General features: G+C 58.7%; 27 protein-coding genes. 18 read left to right on the top strand and 9 right to left on the bottom strand.

From position 1 onward, the window contains the following. On the top strand, window positions 1–200 hold a 200-nt coding region (locus DYI20_RS01625; RefSeq protein ID WP_146206787.1), incomplete at its 5' end, for a transposase. On the opposite strand, the gene DYI20_RS01620 is transcribed toward DYI20_RS01625, so the two are convergent. Continuing rightward, a complete protein-coding gene (locus tag DYI20_RS01620; protein WP_122548709.1) occupies window positions 183–413 on the bottom strand; it encodes a hypothetical protein in 231 nt (76 codons plus the stop codon). The genes DYI20_RS01625 and DYI20_RS01620 overlap by 18 nt on opposite strands. 167 nt (window positions 414–580) lie before the next feature. Between DYI20_RS01620 and typA the strand changes: the two genes are divergently transcribed. From typA to DYI20_RS01590, 6 genes are all read left to right on the top strand, one after another. Next, window positions 581–2,482: a translational GTPase TypA gene (typA, locus tag DYI20_RS01615; protein WP_122548708.1), complete on the top strand. Its 1,902-nt coding sequence runs from the start codon at window positions 581–583 to the stop codon at window positions 2,480–2,482. Window positions 2,483–2,512: 30 nt separating this feature from the next. Continuing rightward, window positions 2,513–3,094, top strand: coding sequence for a hypothetical protein (locus tag DYI20_RS01610; RefSeq protein ID WP_110100213.1), 582 nt, complete (start codon window positions 2,513–2,515; stop codon window positions 3,092–3,094). An 81-nt stretch (window positions 3,095–3,175) separates the two neighbouring features. Beyond that, a complete protein-coding gene (fdxA, locus tag DYI20_RS01605; protein WP_110100214.1) occupies window positions 3,176–3,493 on the top strand; it encodes a ferredoxin in 318 nt (105 codons plus the stop codon). 11 nt (window positions 3,494–3,504) lie between these two features. Next, on the top strand, window positions 3,505–4,644 hold the full coding sequence (dapC, locus tag DYI20_RS01600; protein WP_122548707.1) for a succinyldiaminopimelate transaminase: 1,140 nt from the start codon (window positions 3,505–3,507) through the stop codon (window positions 4,642–4,644). 161 nt (window positions 4,645–4,805) lie between these two features. Then, entirely contained in the window at window positions 4,806–6,089 is a 1,284-nt protein-coding gene (locus DYI20_RS01595) for a citrate synthase (protein WP_110122745.1), read from the top strand. A 509-nt stretch (window positions 6,090–6,598) separates the two neighbouring features. Further along, a complete protein-coding gene (locus DYI20_RS01590; RefSeq protein WP_110100216.1) occupies window positions 6,599–7,378 on the top strand; it encodes a LysM peptidoglycan-binding domain-containing protein in 780 nt (259 codons plus the stop codon). A gap of 124 nt (window positions 7,379–7,502) precedes the next feature. Here the strand turns inward: DYI20_RS01590 and DYI20_RS01585 are convergent, their stop codons facing one another. After that, on the bottom strand, window positions 7,503–8,507 hold the full coding sequence (locus DYI20_RS01585) for a type 2 periplasmic-binding domain-containing protein (RefSeq protein WP_183145571.1): 1,005 nt from the start codon (window positions 8,505–8,507) through the stop codon (window positions 7,503–7,505). 105 nt (window positions 8,508–8,612) lie between these two features. Between DYI20_RS01585 and DYI20_RS01580 the strand changes: the two genes are divergently transcribed. The 3 genes from DYI20_RS01580 to DYI20_RS01570 are packed head-to-tail and all read left to right on the top strand — an operon-like array spanning window position 8,613 to window position 9,999. Beyond that, window positions 8,613–9,398 carry an LOG family protein gene (locus tag DYI20_RS01580; RefSeq protein ID WP_122548718.1) on the top strand — a complete coding sequence of 262 codons (786 nt, stop codon included), beginning with the start codon at window positions 8,613–8,615 and terminating at the stop codon, window positions 9,396–9,398. Between the two features lie 35 nt (window positions 9,399–9,433). Continuing rightward, window positions 9,434–9,784, top strand: coding sequence for a DivIVA domain-containing protein (locus DYI20_RS01575; RefSeq protein ID WP_122548706.1), 351 nt, complete (start codon window positions 9,434–9,436; stop codon window positions 9,782–9,784). 44 nt (window positions 9,785–9,828) lie between these two features. Next, a complete protein-coding gene (locus DYI20_RS01570; RefSeq protein ID WP_110098551.1) occupies window positions 9,829–9,999 on the top strand; it encodes a DUF3117 domain-containing protein in 171 nt (56 codons plus the stop codon). Between the two features lie 7 nt (window positions 10,000–10,006). Here the strand turns inward: DYI20_RS01570 and DYI20_RS01565 are convergent, their stop codons facing one another. Then, entirely contained in the window at window positions 10,007–10,678 is a 672-nt protein-coding gene (locus tag DYI20_RS01565) for an O-methyltransferase (protein WP_110098552.1), read from the bottom strand. Between the two features lie 227 nt (window positions 10,679–10,905). Between DYI20_RS01565 and DYI20_RS01560 the strand changes: the two genes are divergently transcribed. From DYI20_RS01560 to DYI20_RS01545, 4 genes are all read left to right on the top strand, one after another. Continuing rightward, window positions 10,906–11,760 (top strand): zf-HC2 domain-containing protein, encoded by an 855-nt coding sequence (locus DYI20_RS01560; protein WP_122548705.1) that lies wholly within the window; start codon window positions 10,906–10,908, stop codon window positions 11,758–11,760. Beyond that, window positions 11,706–12,026: a hypothetical protein gene (locus DYI20_RS01555; RefSeq protein ID WP_147472501.1), complete on the top strand. Its 321-nt coding sequence runs from the start codon at window positions 11,706–11,708 to the stop codon at window positions 12,024–12,026. Before DYI20_RS01560 ends, DYI20_RS01555 begins: the two co-directional genes overlap by 55 nt. A 46-nt stretch (window positions 12,027–12,072) precedes the next feature. Next, window positions 12,073–12,543: a twin-arginine translocase TatA/TatE family subunit gene (locus DYI20_RS01550; protein WP_110098555.1), complete on the top strand. Its 471-nt coding sequence runs from the start codon at window positions 12,073–12,075 to the stop codon at window positions 12,541–12,543. 71 nt (window positions 12,544–12,614) lie between these two features. Continuing rightward, complete coding sequence (locus DYI20_RS01545) at window positions 12,615–13,880, top strand: alpha-hydroxy acid oxidase (protein ID WP_110098556.1); 1,266 nt, start codon at window positions 12,615–12,617, stop codon at window positions 13,878–13,880. A gap of 175 nt (window positions 13,881–14,055) precedes the next feature. Here the strand turns inward: DYI20_RS01545 and DYI20_RS01540 are convergent, their stop codons facing one another. Then, window positions 14,056–15,222 (bottom strand): Mrp/NBP35 family ATP-binding protein, encoded by a 1,167-nt coding sequence (locus tag DYI20_RS01540; RefSeq protein ID WP_122548703.1) that lies wholly within the window; start codon window positions 15,220–15,222, stop codon window positions 14,056–14,058. 94 nt (window positions 15,223–15,316) lie between these two features. Here DYI20_RS01540 and DYI20_RS01535 point away from each other — a divergent pair, with 94 nt between their 5' ends. Continuing rightward, window positions 15,317–16,174, top strand: coding sequence for a YflT domain-containing protein (locus tag DYI20_RS01535; protein WP_122548702.1), 858 nt, complete (start codon window positions 15,317–15,319; stop codon window positions 16,172–16,174). 18 nt (window positions 16,175–16,192) lie between these two features. On the opposite strand, the gene DYI20_RS01530 is transcribed toward DYI20_RS01535, so the two are convergent. Continuing rightward, window positions 16,193–17,794, bottom strand: a complete 1,602-nt coding sequence (locus DYI20_RS01530; protein WP_110098559.1) for an aminopeptidase P family protein — start codon at window positions 17,792–17,794, stop codon at window positions 16,193–16,195. A 78-nt stretch (window positions 17,795–17,872) separates the two neighbouring features. Here DYI20_RS01530 and DYI20_RS01525 point away from each other — a divergent pair, with 78 nt between their 5' ends. After that, a complete protein-coding gene (locus DYI20_RS01525) occupies window positions 17,873–18,733 on the top strand; it encodes a PHP domain-containing protein (RefSeq protein ID WP_110098560.1) in 861 nt (286 codons plus the stop codon). Here DYI20_RS01525 and DYI20_RS01520 read toward each other — a convergent pair. The 4 genes from DYI20_RS01520 to DYI20_RS01505 form a co-directional block, all read right to left on the bottom strand. Continuing rightward, a complete protein-coding gene (locus DYI20_RS01520; protein ID WP_110098561.1) occupies window positions 18,730–20,337 on the bottom strand; it encodes a DEAD/DEAH box helicase in 1,608 nt (535 codons plus the stop codon). The genes DYI20_RS01525 and DYI20_RS01520 overlap by 4 nt on opposite strands. A 236-nt stretch (window positions 20,338–20,573) precedes the next feature. After that, entirely contained in the window at window positions 20,574–20,798 is a 225-nt protein-coding gene (locus tag DYI20_RS01515) for a DUF3107 domain-containing protein (protein WP_110098562.1), read from the bottom strand. A gap of 124 nt (window positions 20,799–20,922) precedes the next feature. Then, window positions 20,923–21,528, bottom strand: coding sequence for a TetR/AcrR family transcriptional regulator (locus DYI20_RS01510; protein ID WP_110098563.1), 606 nt, complete (start codon window positions 21,526–21,528; stop codon window positions 20,923–20,925). A 380-nt stretch (window positions 21,529–21,908) separates the two neighbouring features. Then, window positions 21,909–23,315, bottom strand: a complete 1,407-nt coding sequence (locus DYI20_RS01505; RefSeq protein ID WP_233242814.1) for a glutamyl-tRNA reductase — start codon at window positions 23,313–23,315, stop codon at window positions 21,909–21,911. 184 nt (window positions 23,316–23,499) lie between these two features. Here DYI20_RS01505 and hemE point away from each other — a divergent pair, with 184 nt between their 5' ends. Both hemE and DYI20_RS01495 read left to right on the top strand, forming a co-directional pair. Then, complete coding sequence (gene hemE, locus DYI20_RS01500) at window positions 23,500–24,690, top strand: uroporphyrinogen decarboxylase (RefSeq protein ID WP_122548701.1); 1,191 nt, start codon at window positions 23,500–23,502, stop codon at window positions 24,688–24,690. After that, window positions 24,683–26,266, top strand: coding sequence for a protoporphyrinogen/coproporphyrinogen oxidase (locus tag DYI20_RS01495; protein WP_122548700.1), 1,584 nt, complete (start codon window positions 24,683–24,685; stop codon window positions 26,264–26,266). The genes hemE and DYI20_RS01495 overlap by 8 nt, the downstream gene beginning before the upstream one ends. Window positions 26,267–26,297: the final 31 nt, after the last annotated feature.

Raw genomic sequence — 26,297 nt, 5'->3', positions numbered from 1 at the left:
GGACGTTGAAGAAAAGGGCGGCAGACATCCTGGCCTACTTCGACCGCCCCGGAACCTCCAACGGACCCACCGAGGCCATCAACGGACGACTCGAACACCTGCGCGGATCCGCCCTGGGCTTCCGGAATCTCACCAACTACATCGCCAGGTCCTTGCTCGAGAGCGGAGGATTCAAGCCCCGTCTACACCCTCGATTGTGAAGAGCCGGTTAACACGCCGGCGCCCACCGCGCTGAGCTCCACCGACTCGGCAATATCGTTGAGAACCGGTCCCACGGCGGTAGCGGAGGTTCGAAGATTCAGCGCGAGGAGAATCATGAACCCCACCATTGCCCCCAGGCTCAAGGGCACGATCTTGCCCGCACCGTGGTCAAAAGTACCGGGGGAACTCGAGGTCGTGGAAGGTGTCGTCATAGCGGATTCCCTCTGTAGCGAGGCGTTGTGGCACCAGCACTGGTAGTCTCGGTGCTCTCCCGTATCATGGACAGGGCGAACCGGCCTTCGGGGCAGACCTGATAAAATTTGCACGGCTGTTGTGGCCAAATTTTACTGACTTTCCACTGTGAAGGAATAACCCGCTGATGACCCTAGCTCACCGCGAAGACCTCCGAAATGTTGCCATCGTTGCCCACGTTGACCACGGTAAAACCACTCTGGTTGATGCCATGTTGCGCCAGACCGGGGCGTTTGATGAACACGGAGAGACCGAAGATCGCGTGATGGATTCCGGGGAGCTGGAGCGCGAAAAAGGCATTACGATTCTGGCCAAGAACACCACTGTGTTCTACTCAGGCCCCTCAGCGACCGCTGAGACCGTGACCATTAACGTCATTGATACTCCCGGCCACGCCGATTTCGGTGGCGAAGTAGAACGTGGGCTGTCGATGGTCGATGGTGTGGTATTGCTCGTGGACGCCTCGGAAGGCCCGCTACCGCAGACCCGTTTCGTCCTGCGCAAAGCGCTGGAAGCCAACCTGCCGGTGATCCTGGTGGTCAATAAGACTGACCGTGGCGATGCGCGTATCGACGGTGTGGTTTCCGAATCGATGGACCTGCTGTTGGGGCTGGCCTCCGATATTGCCGAAGAGCGTGAAATCGACTTGGATGCGGTCTTGGACGTGCCGGTGGTCTATGCCTCGGGTAAAGCCGGTCGCGCCTCGCTGAATCAGCCAGCCGACGGCGACTTGCCGGATAGCGAAGACCTTGAGCCGCTGTTCGACACCATCATGAAGCGCATCCCGGCCCCGACCTACCACGAGGACGAAGTCCTGCAGGCGCACGTGACCAACCTCGACTCCTCGCCCTTCTTGGGCCGGTTGGCGCTGTTGCGCGTCTTCAATGGCACCCTGCGCAAAAACCAACAGGTCACCTGGGCGTACCAGGGTGGTTCACAAACCGTGAAGATCACCGAACTATTGGCCACCAAGGGATTGCAACGTGTCGCTGCCGAGGAAGCCGGACCCGGTGAGATCGTGGCCGTGGCTGGTATTGAGGACATTATGATTGGTGATACGCTCACTGATCTGGATCACCCCAAGCCGCTACCACAGATCACCATCGATGAGCCGGCGATTTCGATGACCATCGGTATCAACACCTCCCCGTTGGCCGGACGGGTCAAAGGCGCGAAGGTCACGGCCCGACAGATTAAGGACCGTCTAGACCGCGAGCTGATCGGTAACGTCTCCCTACGCGTGCTCCCCACCGACCGTCCCGACACCTGGGAGGTGCAGGGCCGTGGGGAACTGGCACTGGCCGTCCTCGTAGAGCAGATGCGTCGTGAAGGCTTTGAGCTCACGGTGGGTAAGCCCCAGGTGGTGACCAAGACCATTGACGGCACGATGCACGAGCCGATTGAACGGATGACGATCGATATCCCCGAAGAGTTCATGGGCGCGGTAACCCAGTTGATGGCCTCGCGCAAGGGCATTATGCAGGAGATGACGAATAACGGCACCGGCTGGATGCGCATGGAATTTACCGTCCCCGCCCGCGGTCTGATCGGATTCCGCACTCGGTTCCTGACTGACACCCATGGTGCCGGTATCGCCTCCTCGTATTCCGACGGTTATGCGCCCTGGGCCGGAGACATTAGCTACCGCTCCTCGGGGTCGATGGTTGCCGACCGTAGTGGGGTGGCCACCCCGTTCGCCATGATCAATCTACAAGAACGAGGCACCTTCTTCGTCCAGCCCGGTGCGGACGTCTACGAAGGCATGATCGTCGGAGAAAACTCCCGCAATGAAGACATGGATGTCAATATCACTAAGGAAAAGAAACAGACCAATATGCGTGCTGCCTCGGCGGAATCCTTTGAAGGGCTGACACCGCCGGCCACCTTAACCTTGGAAGAGTCCCTGGAATTCGCGCGTGAAGATGAATGCGTGGAGGTCACGCCCGAAGACAATCGTATTCGGAAGGTCGTGCTGGATGCCCATGAGCGCATCAAGATCTTCCGCGCTCGCCAGCGGGCCAAAGACTAAACCACACCACACCCAGGACGCATTCAGTTCATGACCGTTTTTCCACCCGAAGAGAACCCACCGGCACCGCCGGTCGCAGGCGAAACCGATCGAGATCGTCCCAGTCTCCGCCAGCCCATCGTGACCGCTGTGGGTGCGGTCTGTCTCGGAGCGCTTGTAGGGTTCCTCGGCAATGTCGTGCACTTCAACGTGGTCTGGATTGGGTCCGTTGCCCTGCCGTGGGGCGTGGTACTTGCCCTGGGTCTGGTGGTGCTGGCTGCTTTCTGGCTGACGAGTCTTACTGATCGGCTTTGGGCATCGGCAGTGACCATCCTGGCCAGCTACGGGATGGCCTGCCTGATGGCCTTTTGGCCCGGGGCAGATGTGTTCTCGGTGCCGGTTTCGGCCCTAGCCTGGCAGATGATGCCGGTGGAAGTGATTGCTGAAGCCGCGTGGTTGCTTGGTATTCCGGTTGTTGGCGTGGTGACCATGGTGATCCTGCGGGTGCAATTGTTCTCCCCACGTGGGGCAAAAACACAGCAGTCAACAGCCCAGCATGAGTCCGAGCCATGCTCCAGTACCAGCCCTGACACCTCGGCTTCACACGGGGCTCATCGGCCACAACAGCATTAGACTGGGTTGTCGACACACCCCTTCGAGCGAGGACACGTTGTCGCTGATCTTCGCTCCGCTCAGGTTCCCGAAGGATGATTCATGACTTACGTCATCGCGTTGCCATGCGTCGATGTGAAGGACCGTGCCTGCATCGATGAGTGCCCCGTCGACTGCATTTACGAAGGTGAACGGAGCCTCTACATTCACCCAGACGAGTGTGTGGACTGTGGGGCGTGTGAGCCAGTATGCCCGGTCGAGGCCATCTACTACGAAGATGATCTTCCCGAAGAATGGGAAGACTATTACGACGCCAACGTAGAATTCTTTGACGATCTCGGCTCGCCCGGAGGTGCTGCCAAAATGGGAGTCATCCCGAAAGATCACCCCCTTATCGCGGCACTTCCGCCCCAAGCCTAAAGAAGCCACAGATGGTCAAACTTCCGGTTTATCCTTGGGAAGAACTCACGCCCTATCGGCAGCGGGCAGAACAACATCCTGACGGCGTCTGCGATCTGTCGATCGGCTCCCCAGTCGATCCAGTCCCGGACTTTATCCAGCAGGCGCTGGTGCAGGCCAGTAACTGGCCTGGATACCCCGTTGCTGGCGGAGACGACCACCTGCGTCGAGCTATTGCTGAGTGGTACGCCCGACGCCGCAACGTTCCAGAGCTTGGTCCCGAACACACCGCGGCGACCGTTGGGTCCAAGGAACTAGTGGCCTGGCTACCCTTGATGTTAGGACTAGGGCCCGGTGATGTCGTGGTCCGCCCTCGGATCTCCTATCCGACTTATGACATCGGTGCACGACTGGCTGGAGCAGTCTCCATCCCCACCGACGACCTCGCAACGGTGGACGCTGAGACCGCAGCGCGGGTGAAACTGGTCTGGCTAAATTCTCCAGCCAACCCCACCGGGGACGTTCTGGACCGCGACCAGCTGTCCCGCACCGTAGACCACGCCCGCCAGCTCGGCGCAGTGATCGCCAACGATGAGTGCTACGCCGAACTGGGCTGGGACCACTGGGAAGATCATCGCGTTCCCTCCATTCTCGACCCCGTTGTGACACAAGGTGATCTCCGTGGGGTTTTGAGCGTGTATTCCTTATCAAAGCAGTCCAACATGGCCGGCTACCGAGCAGCCTTCATTGCCGGGGACCCCACGCTGATCGCTGAGCTGATCAATATTCGCAAGCATGCCGGAATGGTCGTGCCCGGCCCACTGCAAGCCGCCATGGTGGCGGCCTTGAACGACGACGAACACGTGGCGGTGCAAAAGGCCCGCTATCGAACCCGTCGCGGTCAGCTGATGTCGGCTCTGCGCCAGGCTGGGTTGGAGGTTCACGGCTCCGAAGCCGGGCTGTACCTCTGGGTGTGCCAACCGGGACGAACCGCGGATTCGGCGACCTCGCAAGATTCTTGGGACTTAGTGCGACGCTTCGCTGATGCCGGTATCGTCACCGGGCCAGGAGTCTTTTATTCTGAGGCTGGCAATGGGTACGTGCGGTTGTCGATCACCGCCCCGGACGACGTGGTGGCGGTCTCAGCTCACCGTATCAGCGTGGGCCTTTAGGACTCCGGCTGTCGAACTCGGTCAAGATGACCTAGATGACGGAGTAAGAATCGTTATTTTCTACCCATTGTTGGTAAGTTATACATGTTGAATGTGTCGTGCCCAACAATGTCTGTGGCACATCGTGATCCTCAAACACACCTGATGAGGGAGAAGCACCAATGAGTGGGAATGATCAAGCCACGCTGAATCTCGGCGCTGACAACCTCGAGCTCAACCTCGAGAAGGCGACCGTCGGAAACAACGGCATCAACATCGCACCGTTGCTCAAAGAAACCGGGACCGTCACCTACGATCCTGGATTCATGAACACCGCAAATACCCGCTCAGAGATCACCTATATCGATGGTGACAACGGAATTTTGCGCTACCGGGGCTATCCGATCGAGGAACTAGCCAAGCACTCCTCGTTTTTGGAAGTCTCGTACCTGTTGATCTACGGCGAACTGCCCTCAGCCAGCCAATTGCAGGCCTGGGACGACAATATTCGCCGTCATACGATGTTGCACGAAGACATCAAGGATTTCTTCTCCGGCTTCCCGCGGGACGCTCATCCGATGGCCGTGCTGTCCTCGGCTGTTTCAGCACTGTCCACCTTCTATGCTGATTCACTGGATCCCTTCGACGAGGAACAGGTCCACATCTCCACCATCCGCTTGATGTCGAAAGTTCCGGTGATTGCCTCTTACGCCTATAAAAAGGCGATTGGCCAGCCGATGCTCTACCCGGATAACTCGCTAAACTACGTGGAGAACTTCCTCCGACTATGCTTTGGCGTTCCGGCTGAGCCCTACGAGCTGGACCACGATATGACCGACGCTCTGGACATGCTCTTGATCCTGCACGCTGATCACGAGCAAAACTGTTCGACCTCCACCGTACGTTTGGTCGGCTCGGCCAATGCCAATATCTTCGCTTCGGTCTCGGCAGGTATTAACGCCCTGTTCGGCCCGTTGCACGGGGGTGCTAACGAAGCAGTGCTGAACATGCTGCGTGAGATCCAAGCATCTGGGGCTACCCCTGAGCAGTTCATGGAAAAGGTCAAGAACAAAGAAGACGGCGTCCGTTTGATGGGCTTCGGTCACCGTGTCTACAAGAACTACGACCCGCGTGCCCGTATCGTAAAGTCCACCGCCGAGAAGATCTTGTCTAAGCTGGGCGGTAATGACGAGTTGCTCGACATTGCCATGCGCCTGGAAGAAAAGGCCCTGGCTGATGACTACTTCATCGAGCGCAAGCTGTATCCCAACGTGGACTTCTACACCGGTCTGATCTACAAAGCTATGGGCTTCCCAGAGCGGATGTTTACTGTTCTGTTTGCGCTAGGTCGCTTGCCCGGCTGGATCGCCCAGTGGCGTGAAATGATGCAGGATCCGGTCAAGCGCATCGGTCGCCCACGTCAGATCTACGTGGGCGAAGACGAGCGCCATTACCCGGGCGCCTAGGGGCATCTTCCGCGATACTTTGTCAGGCCCCGACTGTCCCGTGCCTCGACCGCACCGGACAGTCGGGGCTTACTCGTTAATCCGGGCTGTATGTTATCGGTCACATCTCACCGTGGGCTAGGACATCCCGAAACTGAGTAGACCATCAAAATATGCTGAGCATCCGGGTATATTTTTCTGTGATTTGACCCCCTTTTTCTCAGGGAATGTGTAACAAACTGGTCACATTCGGCTCGATTTTGGCTATCTGAGTCGCTGAGTATCCGCTGAAGACAGCCGATCACAAGGCATTATGTGAATTACCTGAACTTGGCAGGTGGGGGTGGATTGTCACATTTTGATAACGACTAGATCGCATGTAGTGTGGCCATTCGAGTTCAGCACAACAGGGCAAGCCGGTGGAACCGCCGTGTTCACGTCTTGTCCGCCGCGAGGACACCGCGTCTCGAGGCACGTGCTCGAACAGACCTAGACCCAACGCCAAATGGCGCAGGAAGGAAACAAAGACCGTGAACACCACTACTGAGAATCGTGTCGCTACCCAGCCGAAGAAGCGTCGCGGTAAGTTCGCTGCGACCTCCGTTCTGGCCGCAGCAGCTCTAGCCGCTCCGTTGCTGGGTACGATCGATACGGCCTCCGCAGCCCCGGATTCAACCTGGGATGCCCTGGCCGAGTGCGAGTCCGGTGGTAACTGGTCCACCAACACCGGCAACGGCTACTACGGTGGTCTGCAGTTCAACCCGAACACCTGGCAAGCCTACGGCGGTTCTGGTAACCCGGCTGATGCTAGCCGTTCCGAGCAGATCCGCGTCGCAGAAAACGTCCTGGAGGGCCAGGGCTGGGGTGCATGGCCAGCTTGCTCCGCCAAGATTGGCGCCTCCGGCGAGGCCGAGCCACGTCAGGCTACCAGCGAGACCGAGTCCAACCAGAGCTCTTCGCAACAGCAGACTCAGCAGCAGTCCCAGCAGGCCGAGCAGCAGGCTCAGCAGTCGCAGCAGGCTCAGCAACAGCCTCAGCAGGCTCAGCAGCAGCCCCAGCAGGCTTCGACTGGCAAGCACGCTAACCAGTCCACCGGCTACGATGCTCCGTCCAGCTCCGCAAAGGCTGGTTCCGGTCCTCAGCACGCAGCCGGTTCGGCAAACTACACCGTGCAGGCCGGTGACACTCTGGGCAAGATCGCACAGCGACACCAGGTGTCTGGCGGTTGGGAAGCCATCTACCAGGCTAACTCCGGAACTATCGCTGATCCGGAGCTGATCTACCCGGGTCAGACCCTGGTTATTCCGTAAGGAGCGACCGTCCCGCAGGGGTAGACGCGTTGTTTCAGGCCGTGTTCCTTGGTAGCCCACTTCGATGGCGGGTCAAGGGCACGGCCTGAAGTGTATCTAGAACAATAGCCGCGTTGGACCGTGGCTACTTCTGCTCATCCTCATCGGGTGTTTCTGAGCAGTATTCGGTGGTGATATCAGTGGCCTGAGGTAGTTGGAGAGTGTAACCACCAGGGAACCCGGAGTGGTCGAGGAGTGATTCGAGCTCTCCGTCGGTCAGATCCTGACTGATTGCCTGGGTGGTTGCGATACAGCCGGTGGTCTCCGGTGCGAATCCGACCCAATAGAACGACGACTCAGTCAACTCGTCGGGAAGTGCGTCCACAGGATCCTCGTTTCCAGCGCTCTGCGAGGCCTCGAGCAGTTCGTCCCAGGAATAAAAATAGGCTTCCGCAGGAAGTGCATCCTCAGAAAACAGGCCAGCCAAGGCCAGGTCGTCCCCGGCCACGGCGTCGTATCGACCCGATTCCAACCCGGTGGCGCACTCACCGTAGGTATTCTGGACCGTGATTTCGCGACCGGGGTGATCATCAATGTCAGCGCTTGATCCTGCCACAATACACACACTGGCGTCATTGAGATCGGACAGATCTGAAATCGTGACCGGACCAATCAGTTGCTCCGATTCCTTGGAAGAGCTCGTGGCAGTTGGTGTCGCGTTATCGTTGGGCACTGGCTGAGACGCGGTGATTAATGCTGGTGAGATCGTGGCGTAAGGGCCAGCCCACTGGACGCCATCGCTGGTGTCAGGAACTCGTTGGCGCGCGATGACCAGATCCGCCTCGCCGGTGGTGAGCATGGAGGTAGCCTGCTGGCTGGTGGCGTGGGCTAAGCGAGCCCACGACAGTTCTGATTCGTCGTCCACGACCTGTTTCTCAGTGACCAACCGGGAGGCTAAATCCGCTTCGGAACCGGTGACATTAGATGGCTCTGTCCCCGAGCTCAAGCCGGGCGCGTCGACTCCCACAGCCACTACCACGCTGTCCTCTGGGGCTGGGCCTGGAGTCAGCGGTTCTTCGGGATCGCCACAACCAGTTAGCACGAGCGCCAGAAGCGACCCAAGCGCAGGCAGCGCCTGTGCTGAGGACATAGCAGGGTGGGGTGAGCGTAACATCGGCTGAGAGGTTGGCAGGCTCAATGAGGACGGATCAAAGGGCACGGTTAAAGTATGTCAGATCTCGCTAAAGTGGCAGTCATGACTACTTGCTCTTCCCGAGGATCTGCCGACGATGAACTGTCCCAGCAACGGGTTCGCCGTGGCCCTCAGGTGTTAGGACAACAACGACGAGACGAACCGACGTTTGACGAGTTGTTATTCGAATCCGAGGGAGCCAAATCGTCCCACAGGCATAACATCGATCCGCCGTCCTCAGACGCCTGGCGCGTCTTGCGTATGCAGGGAGAGCTGGTTGAAGGTTTCGGGGCGTTGGCGGGAACCGGTCCTGCTATTTCGGTCTTTGGCTCCGCTCGCCTCTCCGAAGGTAGCCTCGGGTATGAGTTGGGAATGGAGATCGGCCAGATGCTGGTGCAAGAAGGCTACGCCGTGATCACCGGTGGGGGACCTGGCGTGATGGAAGCAGCCAACCGGGGCGCTTGGCAGGCCGAGGGGGATTCCATCGGGCTCGGCATTGAATTGCCCCGGGAACAGGGGCTCAACCAGTACTTGAGCCTTGGGATCAACTTCCGCTATTTCTTCGTCCGCAAGTTGATGTTTTTGAAGTATTCCCGGGGATTCGTGGTGCTACCGGGCGGAATGGGGACCCTTGACGAGCTCTTTGAAGCGCTCACGTTGGTTCAAACCGGAAAGGTCAGGGCGTTTCCCGTCGTGTTAGTGGGACGCGAATTCTGGGGATCATTGGTGGAGTGGATGGAGCATCAACTTGTCGGATCGGGAACGATCGACCCCACTGATCTGGACCTCTTCTGCGTGGTGGACACCGTCGATGAAGTTCGAGAACAGCTCCGTGCCCACAATAGGTAGCGATATCCAAGGGGAGTTCATGAGATACTAGGAACATGGGCGTAAATCTGTTCTTGATTGAAATCCTTGCACTGGGGGTCGTGGTCGTTGCTGCGATTGCGTTGGCGCTGGCCAAGCCGCAGGTTCGCCATCTGGTTCGCCCGTTGGCCGAACCCGAGCGGGCCCTTCCACCGGTGTTAGTCCCGCCGGCTGATCGGCTCCGTCCCGACGACATTGACCAGATACGTTTTTCGACGGCGTTGCGAGGATATCGGGCAGATCAAGTGGACCAGGTGCTGGATCGACTAACTGAGGCTCTGGCCGAACGCGACCGTAAGATCATTGAGCTGGGTGGAACTGTACCGGTTACCGACGAACGCTCGGCAACTCCCCAGTCGGATCAGTAGTCGCCAGCGCTGTGAGTAGTAAACCAGAAGGGAACTGAGACTGTATGGCAGCGATGAAACCACGAACCGGAGACGGTGTATTGGAAGTAACCCGGGAGCCCCGCAAACTCGTGATGCGGATCCCTGCTGACGGGGGAGGCCGTCTCGTCGTGGAGCTCAACGACGAAGAAGCTCAAGCGCTCAAAGACGCCCTGGAGCAGGTCCTGGCGAAGTAGCAGCATCTCATCCCTGCGTAGCTACAGCGCGGATTGCGATCAACACACCAGAACCTGTGGGAATCACCGTGGAATGCGACCAGACATCGGTCTGTTCAGCCAGTGTTTTACCCGCCTGACGTAAGGCCACGGTGGTCTGGTCACGGACCGCAGGACGTGGCACGCGATCACCATCAAAGGCGTCGTTGATCACCAATAGTCCGCCCGGACGCAAAAGTCGGGCGGACTGTTCTACATGGAAACCCAAGACCAGCGGGTCGGTATCAATAAAGACCAGGTCATAAGCACCCGTTGATAGCCGGGGTAAAACGGTGCGACCGCGACCGGTAATCAACCGGGTTTGCGAAGGAACGTACCCACCGGCGACGAAGCTCTCCCGAGCACTGCGTTGAGCCTCAGCGTCGGGATCCAATGTGGTCAGAACTGCACCTCGTGGTGCTCCACGCATCAACGACAACCCGGACACCCCAGCGCCGGTACCTAGCTCTACTATCGTCCGGGGGGCCTTGGTGGCCGCGAGGACAGTCAACAACGAGGCGGTGCCTTCGGTCACGGCCCGGATTCCGAGTTCTTCGGAACGTTCACGCGCTGTGAGCATCACCTCGTCCTCGACAGGGCGGGCTTCTGCAAAAGCCCAGCTGGCGTGTTTATCGGTCTGATGCGGGCTCAGCGCCTTCATGAGGGGAGACTCCTTTGGCTTCGCTCGTGAGTGTTGTCAATGAATCGGACGAGAGGTACGTGACGATTCCCAAGACACTGCCCCCTTATTGTACGGGCTTTGTCCTCCGAGCCACCGAGATCCGAAATGAGGCCGGCTCAGTTCAGAGTTTTCTCAGATTTCAGCACGAGAATAGCCCCATGGCCAACTCCGCGATTTCTCATCAGAGAAAGAAGAGGCGTGCCTAAATGTCGAAAACGCTCACCCACTTCACGGTTCACCCGACGATGCGCATCGATGCGTATCTGGAGGGGGCGCTGTCACGACACGCCGAGGCGAAAGTGCAACATCATCTGGCGCATTGTCCCCAATGTCGCGAGCTGTGCCGGGAGCGGGCTTTAGCCCTCGACGTGGTTGAACGTGCAGCGAAGACCCAAGAACGCGTCAATCCCTCACGAACTGTCTTCGAGGTTGAGTCGGCTGAACCCGAGGATTCCAGCCCGGAGACATCCACGCAGGACTATGTCGCTCGCCTGAAGACACAGGACGGCGTTCCCGGGTGGAAAGTCGTGATCGGGCTGGGAGTGATCTGTTTAGTGGCTTCCGGAATATTACTGACGGCGTGGTTTATGGGCGGACAGAATACTCAGGCTTCGACGGAAGTAGCAGATGATGAGCTGTTGCCCCACAATCTGCGGGTGTCTCCGCTATCGTACGGCACGGCCACAACCGGTGGTCGTTCTGCGCTGGACACCTGGTCCTTAACCGAAAGCGAACATGATGCTGCCTCGGCCATGACTGGCTCGAGTGCGCCTTTAGACATGATCGGCCGGCGAGTGGCAACCAGCTCTGTTCCAGAGCTACGAACGACAGGATGGTCAGTACCCCGCCTTGGCCAGTTGAATATGACCCAGGGACCAACCGTGGTCAACCGTGGCGAACGTTGGGCAACCATTTCGACAACCTATACTTCCCCGGAGCCCTCAGCGATCAGCCCGGCGACAACAGTATCGATGCGCAGAACCAAACGGTGGTTCGACAGTGCAAGATGCTCGATGAACGCGACGGGGTGTCTGGCTGTGCCGTCGATGAGAGCTTATTAGATTCGGATCAACTCAGCCCGCTGGAACCCAGCGCCGAAGATGCAGTGATCCACGTGTACCCCGACGAGTCCTGGACAGCGCTGTTTGCTACAGATCAGACTCTGTACCGGGTCGATTCCAACACCCCCAAATCTGAGGCATCTGGCATGATTCGAACTATTGCGGTGTTCCAGCGTTCTCTGGTTTCTGAGGCCCAAGGAGCCGATGACTCTGTTCTGGACCGTGTCGATGACGGGCTGACGCAGATGTTTTCGTCGTCAGAATGACACCGCAAACTCTGCTGATGCTTGGCTACTGAGCTAGGCTAGGAGAATGAATTTTTTCGGTATCAACGGTAGCGAGCTCCTCGTTCTGGTGGTGCTCGTGCTTCTGCTGTTGGGGCCGGAAAAAATCCCAGAATATACACGGTCGTTACGAGATTGGATTCGGAAGCTGCGCCAGATGGCAGAGGGGGCTAAAAACTCCTTTAAAGAAGAGACCGGAACCGATTTCAATGATATCGACTGGGCGAAATATGATCCTCGGCAGTACGATCCCCGGCGCATCATCCGTGAAGCGCTAGCAGAACCCCTCGATGATTTCGGAGCCTCCACCACCCATCTGGAGACGCCGGCCAGCAAGAAATCGTCGTCTCAGAATCAACCAGCCTCGATCCAGCATGCACAGGTGTCTGGAACCGCGACCGGTCTGACGGCTGGCTCTGACGAAGACGTCGCCTCTACACAGAACCCCGAAGATACCGACGAAAATCCGTCCACCCCTTTTGATAACGAAGCCACCTAAAGGTTTCGACGTCACGTCCTGCCACCCCGAATGACGGCTTCTGTGTCGTCCCATGAAGGAGACAAGACATCATGGTCAAACGTCAGCTACCTAAGATCAACGAGCTTGCTGAACTGATGCAATTCAAGAAGCCGCAGCTTAACCGCAGGAAAGCCCGTTTGGACAAGGCCCTGACCATCTGGGATCTGCGCGAGTTGGCCAAGAAAAATACGCCGGTAGGACCATTTGACTATACCGACGGTGCCGCAGAATCAGAAGTGTCCATTCAACGAGCTCGTCAGGCTTTCCAAGACATTGAATTTCACCCCGGAATTCTGCGTGATGTCTCCCAGGTCGATACCTCCACAACCATCACCGGTGGGAAATCTGCGTATCCGTTCGGGATTGCCCCGACAGGGTTCTCACGCATGATGCAGACTGAGGGAGAAGTTGCCGGTGCCCGTGCGGCAGCCCGCTGTGGAGTGCCCTTCTCGCTGTCCACGATGGGCACCACCTCGATAGAAGATGTGGCAGCAGCGGCTCCCAACGGGCGGAACTGGTTCCAGCTGTATGTGATGAAAGATCGTGATGCCACCTACGACCTGGTCCATCGTGCTTACTCGAGTGGTTTTGACACGCTGTTCTTCACCGTTGATACTCCGGTGGCCGGTCAGCGGCTACGCGACACCTATAACGGTTTTTCGATTCCACCTCAGCTGACTCCGATGACGGTCATTGGCGCGATTCCGAAATACCACTGGTGGTTCGATTTCCTGACCACTCCGACTTTGGAATTTGCCTCCCTCACCAAGACCGGTGGTACCGTTTCCGAACTGATTGACACGATCTTCGATCCCTCGATCAACGACGAGGATTTGCGCATAATTCGCGACCTATGGCCAGGAAAATTGGTGGTCAAGGGCGTACAGACCCTCGAAGCAGCCACAAAGCTTGCCGACTTCGGGGTGGACGGGATCGTGTTGTCGAACCACGGCGGACGGCAACTAGACCGTGCCCCCGTGCCCTTTGAGCTACTTCCCACAGTCGCTCGTGAGGTCGGAGCCCAGACCGAGATCATGATCGACACCGGCATTATGCACGGTGCCGATATCGTGGCCTCCATCGCGTTAGGCGCCGACTTCACACTGGTAGGTCGCGCTTGGTTGTACGGATTGATGGCCGGTGGTGAGGCCGGGGTGGACCGGATGCTTGAAATCCTCACTAAACAGCTGACCCGGACTATGCAATTGTTACAGGTTACCAGCGTGGACGAGCTGGGACCCCAGCACGTGACCCAGCTAGAGCGACTCAACGTGCGGCAACGGATTTCTCGCGAGGAAGAAGTCAGTCGCCCCTGATGAGTGCGAGATCTCGTGCAACCGTGTGACGGCCCTTAGACGTATGCTATGACTCAGCGTGTAGATTCCGAGGCATCAAAGACCCACCGGGGGTACCGTGCTATTGGGATCATTTTGGTGGGGGCTGGCCTTGGGCGCCACTTGTACGGTACCCTACACCCAGAAATCCAGCTGATCAGCTCATCATGGGTGAGCCTATTTGGGCGGTTTCGACCAAGCGTTCGCTGATAATCTGTAACGACTTTCCGCTGGGAGAGTCTGGATGAGAAATGATCGTGGGCTGACCTTGGTCAGCATCGGTGCGAAGAATTGGGTCCAGGGGGATTGTCCCTAAGAGTTCGACCGGGTCGTGCAGATGCTCCGCCAGATGCTGGGCAACCTGTTTGCCACCGCCGGCTCCAAAAACGTCCATCACGGTGCCATCCGGGAGGGTCATCGGCCCCATATTCTCAATGACTCCGGCTACCGCCTGATGGGTTTTGGTGGCTAGTTCTCCGGCTCGAGCAGCAATATGGGCAGCAGCATACTGCGGTGTGGTCACCACCAGAAGCTGGGCCTGGGGGAGTAGCTGTGCAACTGAAATAGCAATGTCTCCCGTCCCCGGTGGTAAGTCCACCAGCAGGACATCGAGCTGGCCCCAATGGACATCGCCGATGAACTGTTCCAGGGCACGGTGGAGCATCGGTCCCCGCCAAGCCACCGGTTGGTCGGTGTCGAGAAACATCCCAATCGAAATCGTTTTGACTCCATAAGCCACCGGTGGCAAGATCATCTCTTCCAAGCGAGTGGGGCGGGTCGTGATCGAGAGCAAACGCGGGATGGAAAAACCGTGAATATCGGCATCAATTAAGCCCACCCGGTAGCCACACTTGCTCAACGCGGTGGCCAGATTTGCGGTTACCGTTGACTTACCGACACCGCCTTTGCCCGAAGCTACGGTGAGCACCAGTGGCTGGTGGGGATCCCCAGCGCTCGCGGCGGTTAAACTCGAGGAATGGCGTGAACGCAGGGAATCAACGAGTTTTCGGCGTTGCGTGCTGTCCATGGGACGTAGAGCTACCTCGACGCTACTCACCCCGGGCAAGGAGACCAGGGCGTTGAAGACCTGGTCTCGTAGCGTGTCTTGCATCGGACACCCGGGCGTGGTCAGCAGGATCTCGGCGCGAAGGTGATGCGCAGGAACTTCTTCAGATGCGGGTGCCTGACCGGAAGTGTCGTCCACAGATGCCGTCACCGCAGACACCATCCCCAAATCAGTAATGGGGACGCGAATCTCCGGATCCTCGACGTGACGTAAACGAGCCAGGGCAATCTGTTCAAGTTCGCTGATGTTCCTGGACATGGTTCTACTGTAGGTCAAGGCTAGACTCGACGCTATCAGCCAAACAATGTGCGTTGACTTGGATTCACTTCTGAAAAATGGGGAGAATAGAACTATGTCTATGAATGCCGGTTTTACCGACCCCCTCGGCCAAGGTCTGCCCCAGGGACAATTATTGGGAAATTATCGTCACTTTGACGATGCGCAGAAGGTTGTCGACCGGTTGGTCGAAGCCGGTATTAATGTGGATCATTTTCATATTGTTGGACGCGACGTGCGCCTGGTGACGTCCTTGCGCAATCGTTCAGGATATCCTGCAGTGGTCGGCAGGGCCGCCTTGCAGGGGGCATTTTTTGGCCTGCTTATCGGGCTGTTGATCTCGACCTTGATGCCAGCCCAAGCCCCATTCCAAATTCTAGCCTCGGTTGCTTTGGGCGTAGGTGTGTGGGTGATCTTTGGTGTCATCGGGCATGCACTGCGTCGACGTGCTGGTAAGTACGACTACATACCCCGATTCGCTGCCGTGAGTTTCGACTTGCTGTGCGACTTTGCCGTTGCTCACCAAGCCAAACAAATCATCGGGCCCCAACCGATGCCAACCAGTCCGACACCGGCCCATCAGCCCGACTCGACCGGTACCACCGCCCCCGGAACACCACCGCCAAGTGGCCAGACCGGTTCTTCTCCCACCACCGCGCAGACCCCGGTCCAGGAGCCCTCGGAGGCCTCCACCACCCGGTCCGGGTTCCCAGACCTTCCCGATGGCCGGCCACAGTTCGGTGCCCGGATTGATGACGCCTCTCAACCCCGACGCGAAGCAGAACCCCATGGTGATGCCAGCGCTGATCCATCCGCACCATCGGAGCCATCCGAGTCATCCGAGGCATCAGAGAAGAAGGCCACCGACGGAACCCAGAGCTCCCTATCTGAGCAACCTGAGCCCCGTCGCAAGACTTCGCAGGAGGATCACTAGCTTATCCCCTGCACCGAACTATTGCCGGTTGTTTTCTCCCAGCAGTGATGCCATCCAAGCTTCCACCTCGTCGACGGTGCGTGGAATGGTGGCACTGAGGTTCTCGGCGCCCTGGTCGGTTACGAGAATATCGTCCTCGATCCGAATGCCAAGACCCCGGTATTCTGCGGGAACGGCCAGATCTTCGTTTTTGAAATACAGGCCCGGTTCGATGGTGAACACCATGCCCGGTTCCAGCACGCCGTCCATATAAAGCTCGCGACGCGCCTGCGCACAATCGTGAACATCTAACCCCAGGTGGTGGCTGGTCCCGTGTGGCATCCAACGGCGATGCTGTTGTCCGGACAAGGAGACAGCCTCGTCAACACTGACCGGAAGAATTCCCCAGGCATCCAGGTGCTGTGCCAGAACTTCGGTGGCACGATCGTGAACATCACGGAATCGGATCCCCGGCCGCACGATCTCGAAAGCCGCATCGGCAGCTGCCAGCACAGCGTTGTAGACCTGGGCCTGAAGCTCGGAGAACCGTCCATTAATCGGTAGTGTGCGGGTGATGTCAGCGGTGTACAGGGACTCGGCTTCCACACCGGCATCTACCAGCAACAACTGCCCGTCGACAATCGGACCGGTGTTCCGAATCCAGTGCAGGATGGTGGCGTTGTTGCCGGCAGCGGCAATGGTGTCATAACCCAGGTCATTCCCCTCGAGCCGAGCTCGAGAAAAGAATGCGGTCTCGATAACCCGCTCGCCCCGTTGAACCTGCTTTGCGGCCGGTAGCGCCCGAATAATGTCGTCAAAACCTCGGGCCGTGGCGTCCACGGAGCCACGAAGTTCCCCGATTTCCCATTCGTCTTTGACCAGGCGGAGTTCGGACAGATATTCGGAGAGCTCGGCGTCGAGTCGGTCGGAGGCTTCTAGATCAACGCCGGTGTTGATCCGGGAGGTGTCAACCAGAGCCTCCATATTCAGGTCAGCGCCACGCACCACGCGCAACCGGGTGCCACCAATCTCCACGGCTCCGGCATCGACGGTGACCGCATATTCCAGTTCGTCGAGACTCTTGGTCTTCAGTCCGGTGCGAGCTTCTAATTCACGCAAGGTTGGTCGAGGTCCCACCCAAAACTCGCCGATTTTGGCGTTGGCATAGAATTCTTCGGAGTCCCGGGTAGCCAGGGGACGGAAATACAGGGTCGAAACGTGCCCGGACCCTTGGTCCCCGGTACCCGGCTCAACCGGTTGCATCACCAACGCCGCATCGGGCTCGTGGTCAATACCGAGTCCGGTCAGGTGCGTGAATGCCGAATGAGGCCGGAACCGGTAGTCGGTGTCATTGGATCGGACTTTCGGGGCGCCGGCCGGAATGATCAGGCGTTCACCCGGGAACCGCTCCGAGACCGCTTTTCGGCGTGTAGCAGCGTAAGAGGCCACCGCATCGGCTGAGAATTCTGGGTGCTCGACCGGAGCCCATTGGGAACCCATGAAGTCTTTAAATGCCTGGGACTCCGGGCGACGGGAACGGTTCTCACCCCGCTGAGAGAGAGCCTGCTCTGGTTGCTCGTCGAGCTGGTCCCGGGAGGTCGAAGAACGATGTTGTGCAGAAGAAGCGGATGATTCAGTCATGGTTCCATGCTCTCATGAATCCCCAGCACCCCGCCGGGGAGGTTACCTGTCTGTTGTATGACGTTTACACTTATGAGCATGGCCTTTGATCTGCACACGCATTCAACCTGTTCGGATGGTACCCAGCCACCGGCAGAGGTCGTGCGTTTAGCAGCAGAGGCAGGATTGGAAGGACTTGCGCTGACCGATCACGACACCACGGCAGGATGGGATGAGGCGATCTCAGCCGCGCAGCGTCACAGCATCAGCTTGGTGGTTGGCATGGAATTATCGTGCGTGACCGATGAAGGGATCAGCGTTCATGTGCTCAGCTATTTGCATGACCCACAGCACGCGGGTTTGTCAGCTGAAATTGCTCGAGCCCGAGAGGCTCGCATCATTCGAGCCCAAGAAATGACCGCTCGGATCGCCCGAGACTATCCGGACTTGAGCTGGGAGTTAGTGCTCAAACATACCCACGACGATGCCACCGTGGGGCGGCCGCATCTCGCCGATGCACTCGTGGACATCGGCGTGGTCCCGGACCGCTCGGCAGCGTTTACCAGCCTGCTATCGAGTGACTCGTCCTACTATGTGCCTCACTATGCTCCTGATCCAGCACTCGGAGTAGAGCTGATTAAAGAAGCAGGTGGGGTAGCAGTCTTCGCACACCCGATGGCTGCGAAGCGAGGACGTACCGTATCAGACCGTACCTTCACCGAGATGATCGAGGCTGGCCTAGACGGCGTTGAAGTTGACCACCGCGATAATTCGGCTAAGGGGCGGGATAAGCTTCGTCAGCTGGCCAGGAAATATGGTTTGTTGACGACCGGTTCTTCGGACTTTCACGGCAACGGTAAACCCAACCGGTTGGGTGAATATACCACGGCGGTAGAAACGGTTAAAGCGCTGGAGCCTCGAGCGAGCTCAGGACTCCAGGTGCTGTGGCACACCGACTAATTGCGGTTGTTCTGCTGGTTTGTGCTCTGTTTCCTTCTCGAGGAAACCACTTTACCGTTCTTCCGGCGAGTGCGCTGACGCCTCCGCGAAGAACCCGAGGCCTTCTCCTTCTTGGCCTGGGCCTTGTGCTTCGACGAGGAAGACCGTTCTTGGCTCTGGTCTTGCTGGTGTCCAGCCGAACGACGCCGGGAGCGTCCGCGACGATGCTGTCGACCATTGCGGGACCGCGATCGAGAATCCTTACCACCAAGATCTTCACGATCTTCGGCGTCGAGACCAGCGTGAGTGCGTTGTGACTTTGGGAGTTTTCCTTTGGTTCCCTCTGGGATATCCAAGTCTTCGAACAGGTGGGGGGAGGCGGAGTAGGTCTCAATGGGCTCGGTTTGGTCTAGGCCTAGCGAAGCGGCAATCAGCTTCCACTGCGGGATGTCTTCCCAGTCCACCAGTGTCACCGCGGTGCCCTTATGCCCGGCCCGACCGGTCCGACCGATCCGGTGTAGATAGGTCTTTTCATCTTCGGGACACTGGAAGTTGATCACGTGGGTGACATCATCGACGTCAATACCGCGGGCAGCGACATCGGTGGCGACCAGCACATCGATTTTCTCATTGCGGAAGGCCCGTAAAGCTTGCTCGCGCGCGCCCTGTCCCAAGTCGCCGTGGATCGCACCAGCTGCAAAGCCGCGCCGGGTGAGCTCATCGGTCAACCGTGCTGCTGCGCGCTTGGTACGAGTAAAGATAATCGTGCGACCTCGCTCCCTGGCCTGTAGTACCCGCGCGATCAGCTCATCTTTGTCCAGATGGTGAGCACGGTAGATCAGCTGACGGATGTCCTTTTTGGTGGCCTGAGTGTCGTCAGGATCTTCGGCACGAATATGAGTGGGGTGCGTCATGAACCGGCGGGCCATCGCCACCACCGGACCGGGCATGGTAGCAGAGAATAGCATGGTCTGACGCTTATCTGGAACGGCCTGCAACAAGGTTTCAACATCCGGCAAGAAACCCAAGTCAAGCATTTCGTCGGCTTCATCCAGAACGACGGTCTGCACATGGTCGAAGCTCAGATGACGCTGACGCATCAAGTCGATGAGTCGTCCCGGGGTTCCAACAACGACTTCGGTACCACGATTGAGTTCGTCAACTTGTGGTTCATAAGCCCGACCACCGTAAATGGTCGTCACCCGCACGCTACGACGTGAGGCCGCCAATCCGAGGTCCTCACCGACCTGGGTCGCCAGTTCGCGAGTTGGCACGATCACCAGAGCCTGGGGAGCACCGGGGGAGGGCAGAGAGTCGCTACCAGGCTCATCGGGGCCAATGACACGCTCCAGGACCGGAAGACCAAATCCCAACGTTTTACCGGTACCGGTCTTAGCTTGACCGATGATATCCTGGCCTGCCAAAGCAATCGGCAGAGTCATGGCCTGAATAGGGAATGGGGAAACGATCCCCTTGGCAACGAGGGCCTGGACCATATCGTCGCGCAGGCCGAAATCTGCGAACGTCTTGTCTGAGGTAGACCCATGCGGCGAGGTGTCGGACACGAGTTGGTCGTCCGGATCGGCCTGGTTTACAGCGGGCTGTTGGTGAAGAGAATCTGACATCTGAGATGAACTTTCTCGTGGCACCCCACAACCCAAGGTATGTGTCAGTCGGATTGTAGGGTGCCACTGAATCGAGGACTATACGAGCGGGTCAACACAATGGACAAAAAAGTGGAGCCGATCGCGGTTTAGTCTTCTGAGCTGTAGTAAGCGGTAGCGTTCTATCGCAGACGACCGGTCATCCAGGGGCGTCAATGACACCGGGGACGTGGTGTCGTAGTGAGGAATGGTCGAGTCTAGCTGGCGACAAAACCGACCGGGCCAGACGTGGTGTCTCCTACCTCGACATAGCCTACAACATTGCCGGGGACCAGGATCGTACGACCCTTAATATCGTCGATCTGAACCATACCTCCATCCTTGATGGCGGTTTGGACTTGCTCGACCACTTTCTCAGCCGGCAAATCTGTCTTGAACACAATTTCACGGGTGACGTGTTGAACACCGATACGAATTTCCATGTCTCTCCTTCACAAGCCGTGAACGCGGTTAGTGTTGTTTCGGGAACCCAGCTTAGCGGAGACGCCCTCGGCTCCGTGCGCTCTCAGCCCTGTCTGCCGCGGGCTTCGGCCAGTGGCGTAATTGTCAGTTCCGAAACACAGAAATGCCCTCACGCAACATGTCGGTCACGATCTCGGCGGTCTGGTTCGGGCCCAGTTCCTCGGTCTGTTGCTGATCCTTGGACATATAGGTCCAACCGTGGGCTGCGCTAATCACGGTAATCGTGACCATGGAAGAGACAAGTCTGGTCTGCTGGTCGGTGAGATGGGAGTCGTCAACCAGTAAGGTGTGGATTTTGTCGGTGATCTTTCCGAGAAACTCCCGACGGACTCGGTCGAGCTCACCCTCCAGAGGAGTCGAACGGTCCAGAATGACTCGGAATGGACGATCAGGGCGCGAGGCGAATTCAAAGGCCGCGGCAACGCACTTGTAAACGCACTGTCGCTCTGAGTCGCTTTCTTCGTCGAAAGCTTGGGTGAGTTTCTCGCCGAGCATTTTGAGATGGTCATTGAAGATGGCGCGGTAGATGTCTTCTTTGCCCTCGAAGTGCTGATAGAGAACTGGCTTGGAAATTGCGGCTTCCTTGGCAATGGCGTCCATAGAGGATCTGACGTAGCCGTTGATTCCAAAATGTTGAGCAGCGATGGTGAGAAGTTGTTCTCGACGCTGGCTTCTAGGTAGACGTGTCACGAGTTGCTAACCGTCCTTGACGTATCGGTGTGGTCTGCACCATGGAGAGTTCGCCATCCTTCCACGGTGATGAATGTCTGTCGTATTTCTACTGAAATTACGAGTGATTGTCATCCCTCGAAAAAAACGTAGTTAACGATTCTCATACTTTACTGATGGAATCGCAATATTGCCAGTGACTTGGGAGTTTATCGGAAGTCTTTTGCCGTGAGAGGCAACTCTCTTAACACACTCGACGCTATGCTGGGAAAATAGATGAAAGGTAAAATATAAGTGATGAATGCGCGTCCAAGAGAGCACAAAGCCAGTGAAAACTGTGCACCGAGCTCTTGGATGAGAAGTGTCGCAGGTGAGCGAAAGAGGTGGCCGGTGGTGAGTGCTTAAGCGCTCTCGGCACGATGATCGGAGTGGGGGCACGTGGGATCGGCTACCGGTGTCTGCTCGGGTGTCTGTGCACGCTTGCGTGCTGCTTGACGCTCAGCTTTCTTGCGCTGTCTTTCAGCGGTTTCGGCGGCCACGTCGAGACCGAAAATGGTTTCCAGTGCGAGCTCGTAGTCCGCTAGGCGCCCTTCTTCGGCCAGGTGACGTGCCCGCACTGTTGGTTCGTGCAAGAGCTGACGCACCATGCGACGCATGGCGAATTCCACTTCCTCGGCGGCTGCGGTACATCCGTGGCGTTGCCGCACGCGAGCAATTTCGTCCTCGAGTACGGATTGAGTGTGCTCGCGCAAGGTCACAATGGCATCGGAGGCAGAGCGCTGTTTGGACTCACTGAGGAAATCTTCGACGGCTTGGTCCACGAGGCCTTTGGCCCGAGTAATGGATTCTTGTTGCTCGTCTGGCGCCGCCATCTTGACCGACTCGAGCGTAACCACGTCAACCCCGTCAAGATCGGCGATATCGGGATCGAAGTCATGGCTGAGCGCTAGATCGATAATGGTCAAGCGATGCGGGAGGCCGGAACGCAGTCGTTGCAACTCAGGTTTGGAGATGGTCCGCTCTTGCCCAGAAACGCCAATCACGACGTCTGCTTCGGCAAAAGCCTCATGCACCATGTCACTATCTACTGCCATGGCCCAGTCACCACGATCGGCGACAAACTGCTCGGCTCGGCCCGAGGAGGAATACACTGCAACGTTGCGAGCGCCGAGTTGCTCCAGCTGGGCGATGGTAGTTCCGGCGTATGCACCGGTACCCACCAGCAACACATTGGCATCTTCCCAGAACCGCTTGGTCGCCACGACGGTTGACCCGGCTCGGATTTGGGTTGCTAGCTCCAGCGCCACAGACACGACCGACCGTCCAGTCGATCCCAACGCGGTTTCGGTACCGACTTGTTTGGCGGTCCGGGACGCAGTTTCGAAAAGTTTGGTGAGATTACCCGTGGTGGTGTTGGCTTGCTTGGCCTCGGTGAGGGCCCGGCGCACCTGTCCGGCGATCTCGCGTTCACCAACGACAGCAGACTTGAGTCCGGCGCCGACTTCGAAGAGGTGTCGTACCGTCTCGTCGTGCGGAAGGATATGGAACGCATCCCGAACCTGGTCTAGGCGCAGACCGGTCTGGTCGGCGATGCTCTGGAGGATGTCAACCTGGGCTTGTGCCGCGTCGGCTCCGGTAGCGATTTCTGCATACACTTCGACACGGTTACAGGTCGAAAGAGACACTGCCCCCTGTAAATGGGGAGAGTTTTCTACCGTGGAGGCGACCCCTGGAACTCCGTTGCTTAATTCCGCCACCGTCTCGAGGTCAAGCCAGGTGTGCGCAGCAACCAACGAAAATAATGCCACAATGACTTCCATGCTAGGCCAGTGCACTCACCGATTAAAGTGAGCGCACCCTAAGTATGATGCCTCACGGTGTGTCATCTTTGCCTGAACAGTCCGGGGTGCCATCGCGATGGTTTTTCCTCTGACGGCTGATCACCACGTCTTACATTCAGGGGCATGAGGTTCAACGTGGGAGAATGGGGTCATGACTCAAGAATCCCGTGGTGGCTCCAGCGTGTGGGCAAATCACCCGTTGCTCACCGACGATGCGCGACGATCGACCGCACAGTCCGATCTGATTCGAGCCTACCGAGGGCAGATGCCTAGTCGCCGTCCGGTGTGGTTTATGCGTCAGGCCGGCCGGTCGCTTCCCGAATACCGACGCTTAAGGGAAGGCACCACCATGCTGGATGCCTGCGTGAACCCCGAACTGGCCAGTGAAATCACTCTGCAACCGGTGCGACGCCATGACGTGGACGCTGCGATCTTTTTCTCCGATATTGTGATCCCGCTCCGTTTGGCCGGAATTGGCGTAGAGATCCAGCCCGGTGTGGGGCCAGTGCTCGAAAAACCGGTCCGGACTGCACAGGATGTGGCAGCGCTACCAGATCTGGATCAACTCGGCCCCGAAATTTTTGCTCCAATTGCCGAAGCAGTACAGCGTACCGTTGCTGAGCTCGGGCCTCGCCCCCTCATTGGTTTCGCTGGAGCGCCGTTCACCGTGGCCGCTTATATGGTGGAGGGCAAACCGAGCCGGGAGCACCTGGGGCCACGGGCCATGATGCACCGGGAACCGGAGACTTGGGAGGCGCTGATGCGCTGGGCCGCCCACGCCTCCGGTCTGTTCCTCGCCGCCCAGGTGCGCGCGGGGGCTTCGGCGGTCCAACTCTTCGATTCCTGGGCTGGGTCGTTATCGCGGACTGACTATCAGCATTCGGTGATGCCGTACTCAGCGCTAGCCTTGGCGGAGCTCGACAGCCTGCGAGCCGAACTCGACCTGCCGGTGGTGCACTTTGGGACCGGCACCGCTGAGATTTTGGACCTGATGCGTGAGGCAGGAGCGTCGGTGATCGGCGTGGACTACCGCATCGGGCTGGACGAGGCCTATCGACGCCTGCAAGCCCGCCGTGGTGAGCAGGCCCAGCCACTACGCGCCCTGCAAGGCAATATCGATCCGGCCTTCCTCGATGCCGGATGGCCCGCCCTTGAAGCCCACACCCGCGCGGTGCTGGCCGCCGGCGAGTGCGCCCCCGGGCACGTGGTCAACCTGGGGCACGGGGTCCCACCCAGCACCGACCCGGAGGTATTGACCGAGCTCGTCTCGTTCATCCACTCCATCTCGGTGGGAGTGCGGTCCGCTGAGGATTCCCAGGGCGTGGTGTTACCCCATGAGTGAGCTACCCGGGTTGCAGGGGAACCACTACGACGTCGTGGTTATCGGCGGTGGCATCGCCGGACTCACCGCGGCCCGGGAGCTGAGCATGGCCGGGGCTCGCGTCGCGGTGCTGGAGGCCGCAATGCATCCTGGTGGTGCGTTGGCCGGTCTGGAGCTCGGTGAGGCGATCAATCCGACGGATGAGCAGGTGAGACACGACCCGAACGTGTCGTTGCGGGTGGACGCTGGCGCGGAAGCTTTTGCCACCCGTGGTCCCGCCGTGGCGGAGCTGATCACAGAACTGGGGCTAGGCGAGGAGATCGTGGCACCACAGGCCAGTGGCTCGTGGCTGTACACCCGCGACCGGGGGGCGATTCCTTCCCCGACAGTGGGCGTGCTCGGCATTCCCGGAGATCTGCACAGCCCCGATGTAGCCACAGCTCTCGGTCCTGAAGGGATCGCTCGGGCCCAACAAGACCTCTCGGCCCCCGTGGATGACTACCGACAGGTGTTAACCGACCAGACACCGATCACCCTCGCCGAGGTAGTCGCAGACCGTATGGGCCCGGCTGTGGTCGATAACCTTGTGGCCCCGGTGGTCGCCGGCGTGCTCTCCACTGACCCGGCGAGCGCGGACGTGCGTCAGCTGATCCCCGGTCTCTTGGACGCGATGGTGGAACAGGGGTCGCTGGCGGCGGCCATTACGGCGCTGAAACGGTCCGGTCGGCCCGGGGCCGCGGTGAACTCTTTACGTGGTGGTATGCACCGGATCATCGACGCCCTGACCGCGGAGCTAGCTGAGAGGGGAGTGGATCTGGTGACCTCAGCCCCGGTGACCTCGCTCGCGGACGCTGAGACCCCCGGCGGCTCTGGTTACCGAGTACTCATCACCGCCGCTGAGGCATCCGAGGTCGAGCTGAGCGGCGACCGCCTCGTGCTGGCCTGTGACGCCGTGACGAGCTACCGGCTGATCACCACGTTGCGCGCGAGGCGCCAGGCACCCGAACTTCCGACCGAGGCGCAACCGGCCACCGGAACCGGTGTGGGCCTGGTGACACTGCTAGTCGACCACCCCGAACTGGACGCTGCCCCGCGCGGGACCGGGTTGCTGGTGGCTCCTGACGTCACGGATGTGGCCGCCAAGGCGATGACCCACGTCTCGGCCAAGTGGGCCTGGCTGCATGAACGACTTAACCCCACCGGTGCTACCCACCGACATGTGCTCCGGCTCAGTTACGGCCACATCTCCGATCCCGTTGCCGGGCACGCGTTGGGGTATCACAGCACCGATGACCAGCTCATCACCGCCGCCCTGGCCGACGTGCCCCGATTGCTCGGTGTTGACACGGAAAACTTTGCCGCCCGGGTGCGTGCCTCAGCGGTGGTGCGCTGGCGCGAGGCCTTGCCTTCGCCGACTCCAGCCCATACCCGCGCGGTGAATGCGTTGCTGGAGGCGATGGAGCCCGAGTCCATGATGGCCGCCGGCCCGTGGGTGTCGGGCACGGGACTGCTGGCGATCATCTCTGATGTGCGTCAGCGGGCCCGCCAGCTGATCAAATCACCACCGCCTGTGAGCACCCCGACAGATCAATCCTGACGTAGTGATCATCCGACACGAGAGGAAGTGA

It is taken from the genome of Auritidibacter ignavus (genome assembly GCF_003703835.1).
In the GTDB taxonomy this organism is placed as follows: domain Bacteria; phylum Actinomycetota; class Actinomycetes; order Actinomycetales; family Micrococcaceae; genus Auritidibacter; species Auritidibacter ignavus.
Note: the sequence above shows the minus strand (reverse complement) of the source record. Positions and strands in the feature narration are given on the sequence as shown.

Bases quoted from the DNA above. Each gene is read 5' to 3' on its own strand.
- DYI20_RS01620 (WP_122548709.1), bottom strand. From the start codon at position 413: ATGACGACACCTTCCACGACCTCGAGTTCCCCCGGTACTTTTGACCAC.
- typA (WP_122548708.1), top strand. From the start codon at position 581: ATGACCCTAGCTCACCGCGAAGACCTCCGAAATGTTGCCATCGTTGCC.
- DYI20_RS01610 (WP_110100213.1), top strand. From the start codon at position 2,513: ATGACCGTTTTTCCACCCGAAGAGAACCCACCGGCACCGCCGGTCGCA.
- fdxA (WP_110100214.1), top strand. From the start codon at position 3,176: ATGACTTACGTCATCGCGTTGCCATGCGTCGATGTGAAGGACCGTGCC.
- dapC (WP_122548707.1), top strand. From the start codon at position 3,505: ATGGTCAAACTTCCGGTTTATCCTTGGGAAGAACTCACGCCCTATCGG.
- DYI20_RS01595 (WP_110122745.1), top strand. From the start codon at position 4,806: ATGAGTGGGAATGATCAAGCCACGCTGAATCTCGGCGCTGACAACCTC.
- DYI20_RS01585 (WP_183145571.1), bottom strand. From the start codon at position 8,507: ATGTCCTCAGCACAGGCGCTGCCTGCGCTTGGGTCGCTTCTGGCGCTC.
- DYI20_RS01580 (WP_122548718.1), top strand. From the start codon at position 8,613: ATGACTACTTGCTCTTCCCGAGGATCTGCCGACGATGAACTGTCCCAG.
- DYI20_RS01575 (WP_122548706.1), top strand. From the start codon at position 9,434: ATGGGCGTAAATCTGTTCTTGATTGAAATCCTTGCACTGGGGGTCGTG.
- DYI20_RS01570 (WP_110098551.1), top strand. From the start codon at position 9,829: ATGGCAGCGATGAAACCACGAACCGGAGACGGTGTATTGGAAGTAACC.
- DYI20_RS01565 (WP_110098552.1), bottom strand. From the start codon at position 10,678: ATGAAGGCGCTGAGCCCGCATCAGACCGATAAACACGCCAGCTGGGCT.
- DYI20_RS01560 (WP_122548705.1), top strand. From the start codon at position 10,906: ATGTCGAAAACGCTCACCCACTTCACGGTTCACCCGACGATGCGCATC.
- DYI20_RS01555 (WP_147472501.1), top strand. From the start codon at position 11,706: ATGCTCGATGAACGCGACGGGGTGTCTGGCTGTGCCGTCGATGAGAGC.
- DYI20_RS01550 (WP_110098555.1), top strand. From the start codon at position 12,073: ATGAATTTTTTCGGTATCAACGGTAGCGAGCTCCTCGTTCTGGTGGTG.
- DYI20_RS01545 (WP_110098556.1), top strand. From the start codon at position 12,615: ATGGTCAAACGTCAGCTACCTAAGATCAACGAGCTTGCTGAACTGATG.
- DYI20_RS01540 (WP_122548703.1), bottom strand. From the start codon at position 15,222: ATGTCCAGGAACATCAGCGAACTTGAACAGATTGCCCTGGCTCGTTTA.
- DYI20_RS01535 (WP_122548702.1), top strand. From the start codon at position 15,317: ATGTCTATGAATGCCGGTTTTACCGACCCCCTCGGCCAAGGTCTGCCC.
- DYI20_RS01530 (WP_110098559.1), bottom strand. From the start codon at position 17,794: ATGACTGAATCATCCGCTTCTTCTGCACAACATCGTTCTTCGACCTCC.
- DYI20_RS01525 (WP_110098560.1), top strand. From the start codon at position 17,873: ATGGCCTTTGATCTGCACACGCATTCAACCTGTTCGGATGGTACCCAG.
- DYI20_RS01520 (WP_110098561.1), bottom strand. From the start codon at position 20,337: ATGTCAGATTCTCTTCACCAACAGCCCGCTGTAAACCAGGCCGATCCG.
- DYI20_RS01515 (WP_110098562.1), bottom strand. From the start codon at position 20,798: ATGGAAATTCGTATCGGTGTTCAACACGTCACCCGTGAAATTGTGTTC.
- hemE (WP_122548701.1), top strand. From the start codon at position 23,500: ATGACTCAAGAATCCCGTGGTGGCTCCAGCGTGTGGGCAAATCACCCG.
- DYI20_RS01495 (WP_122548700.1), top strand. From the start codon at position 24,683: ATGAGTGAGCTACCCGGGTTGCAGGGGAACCACTACGACGTCGTGGTT.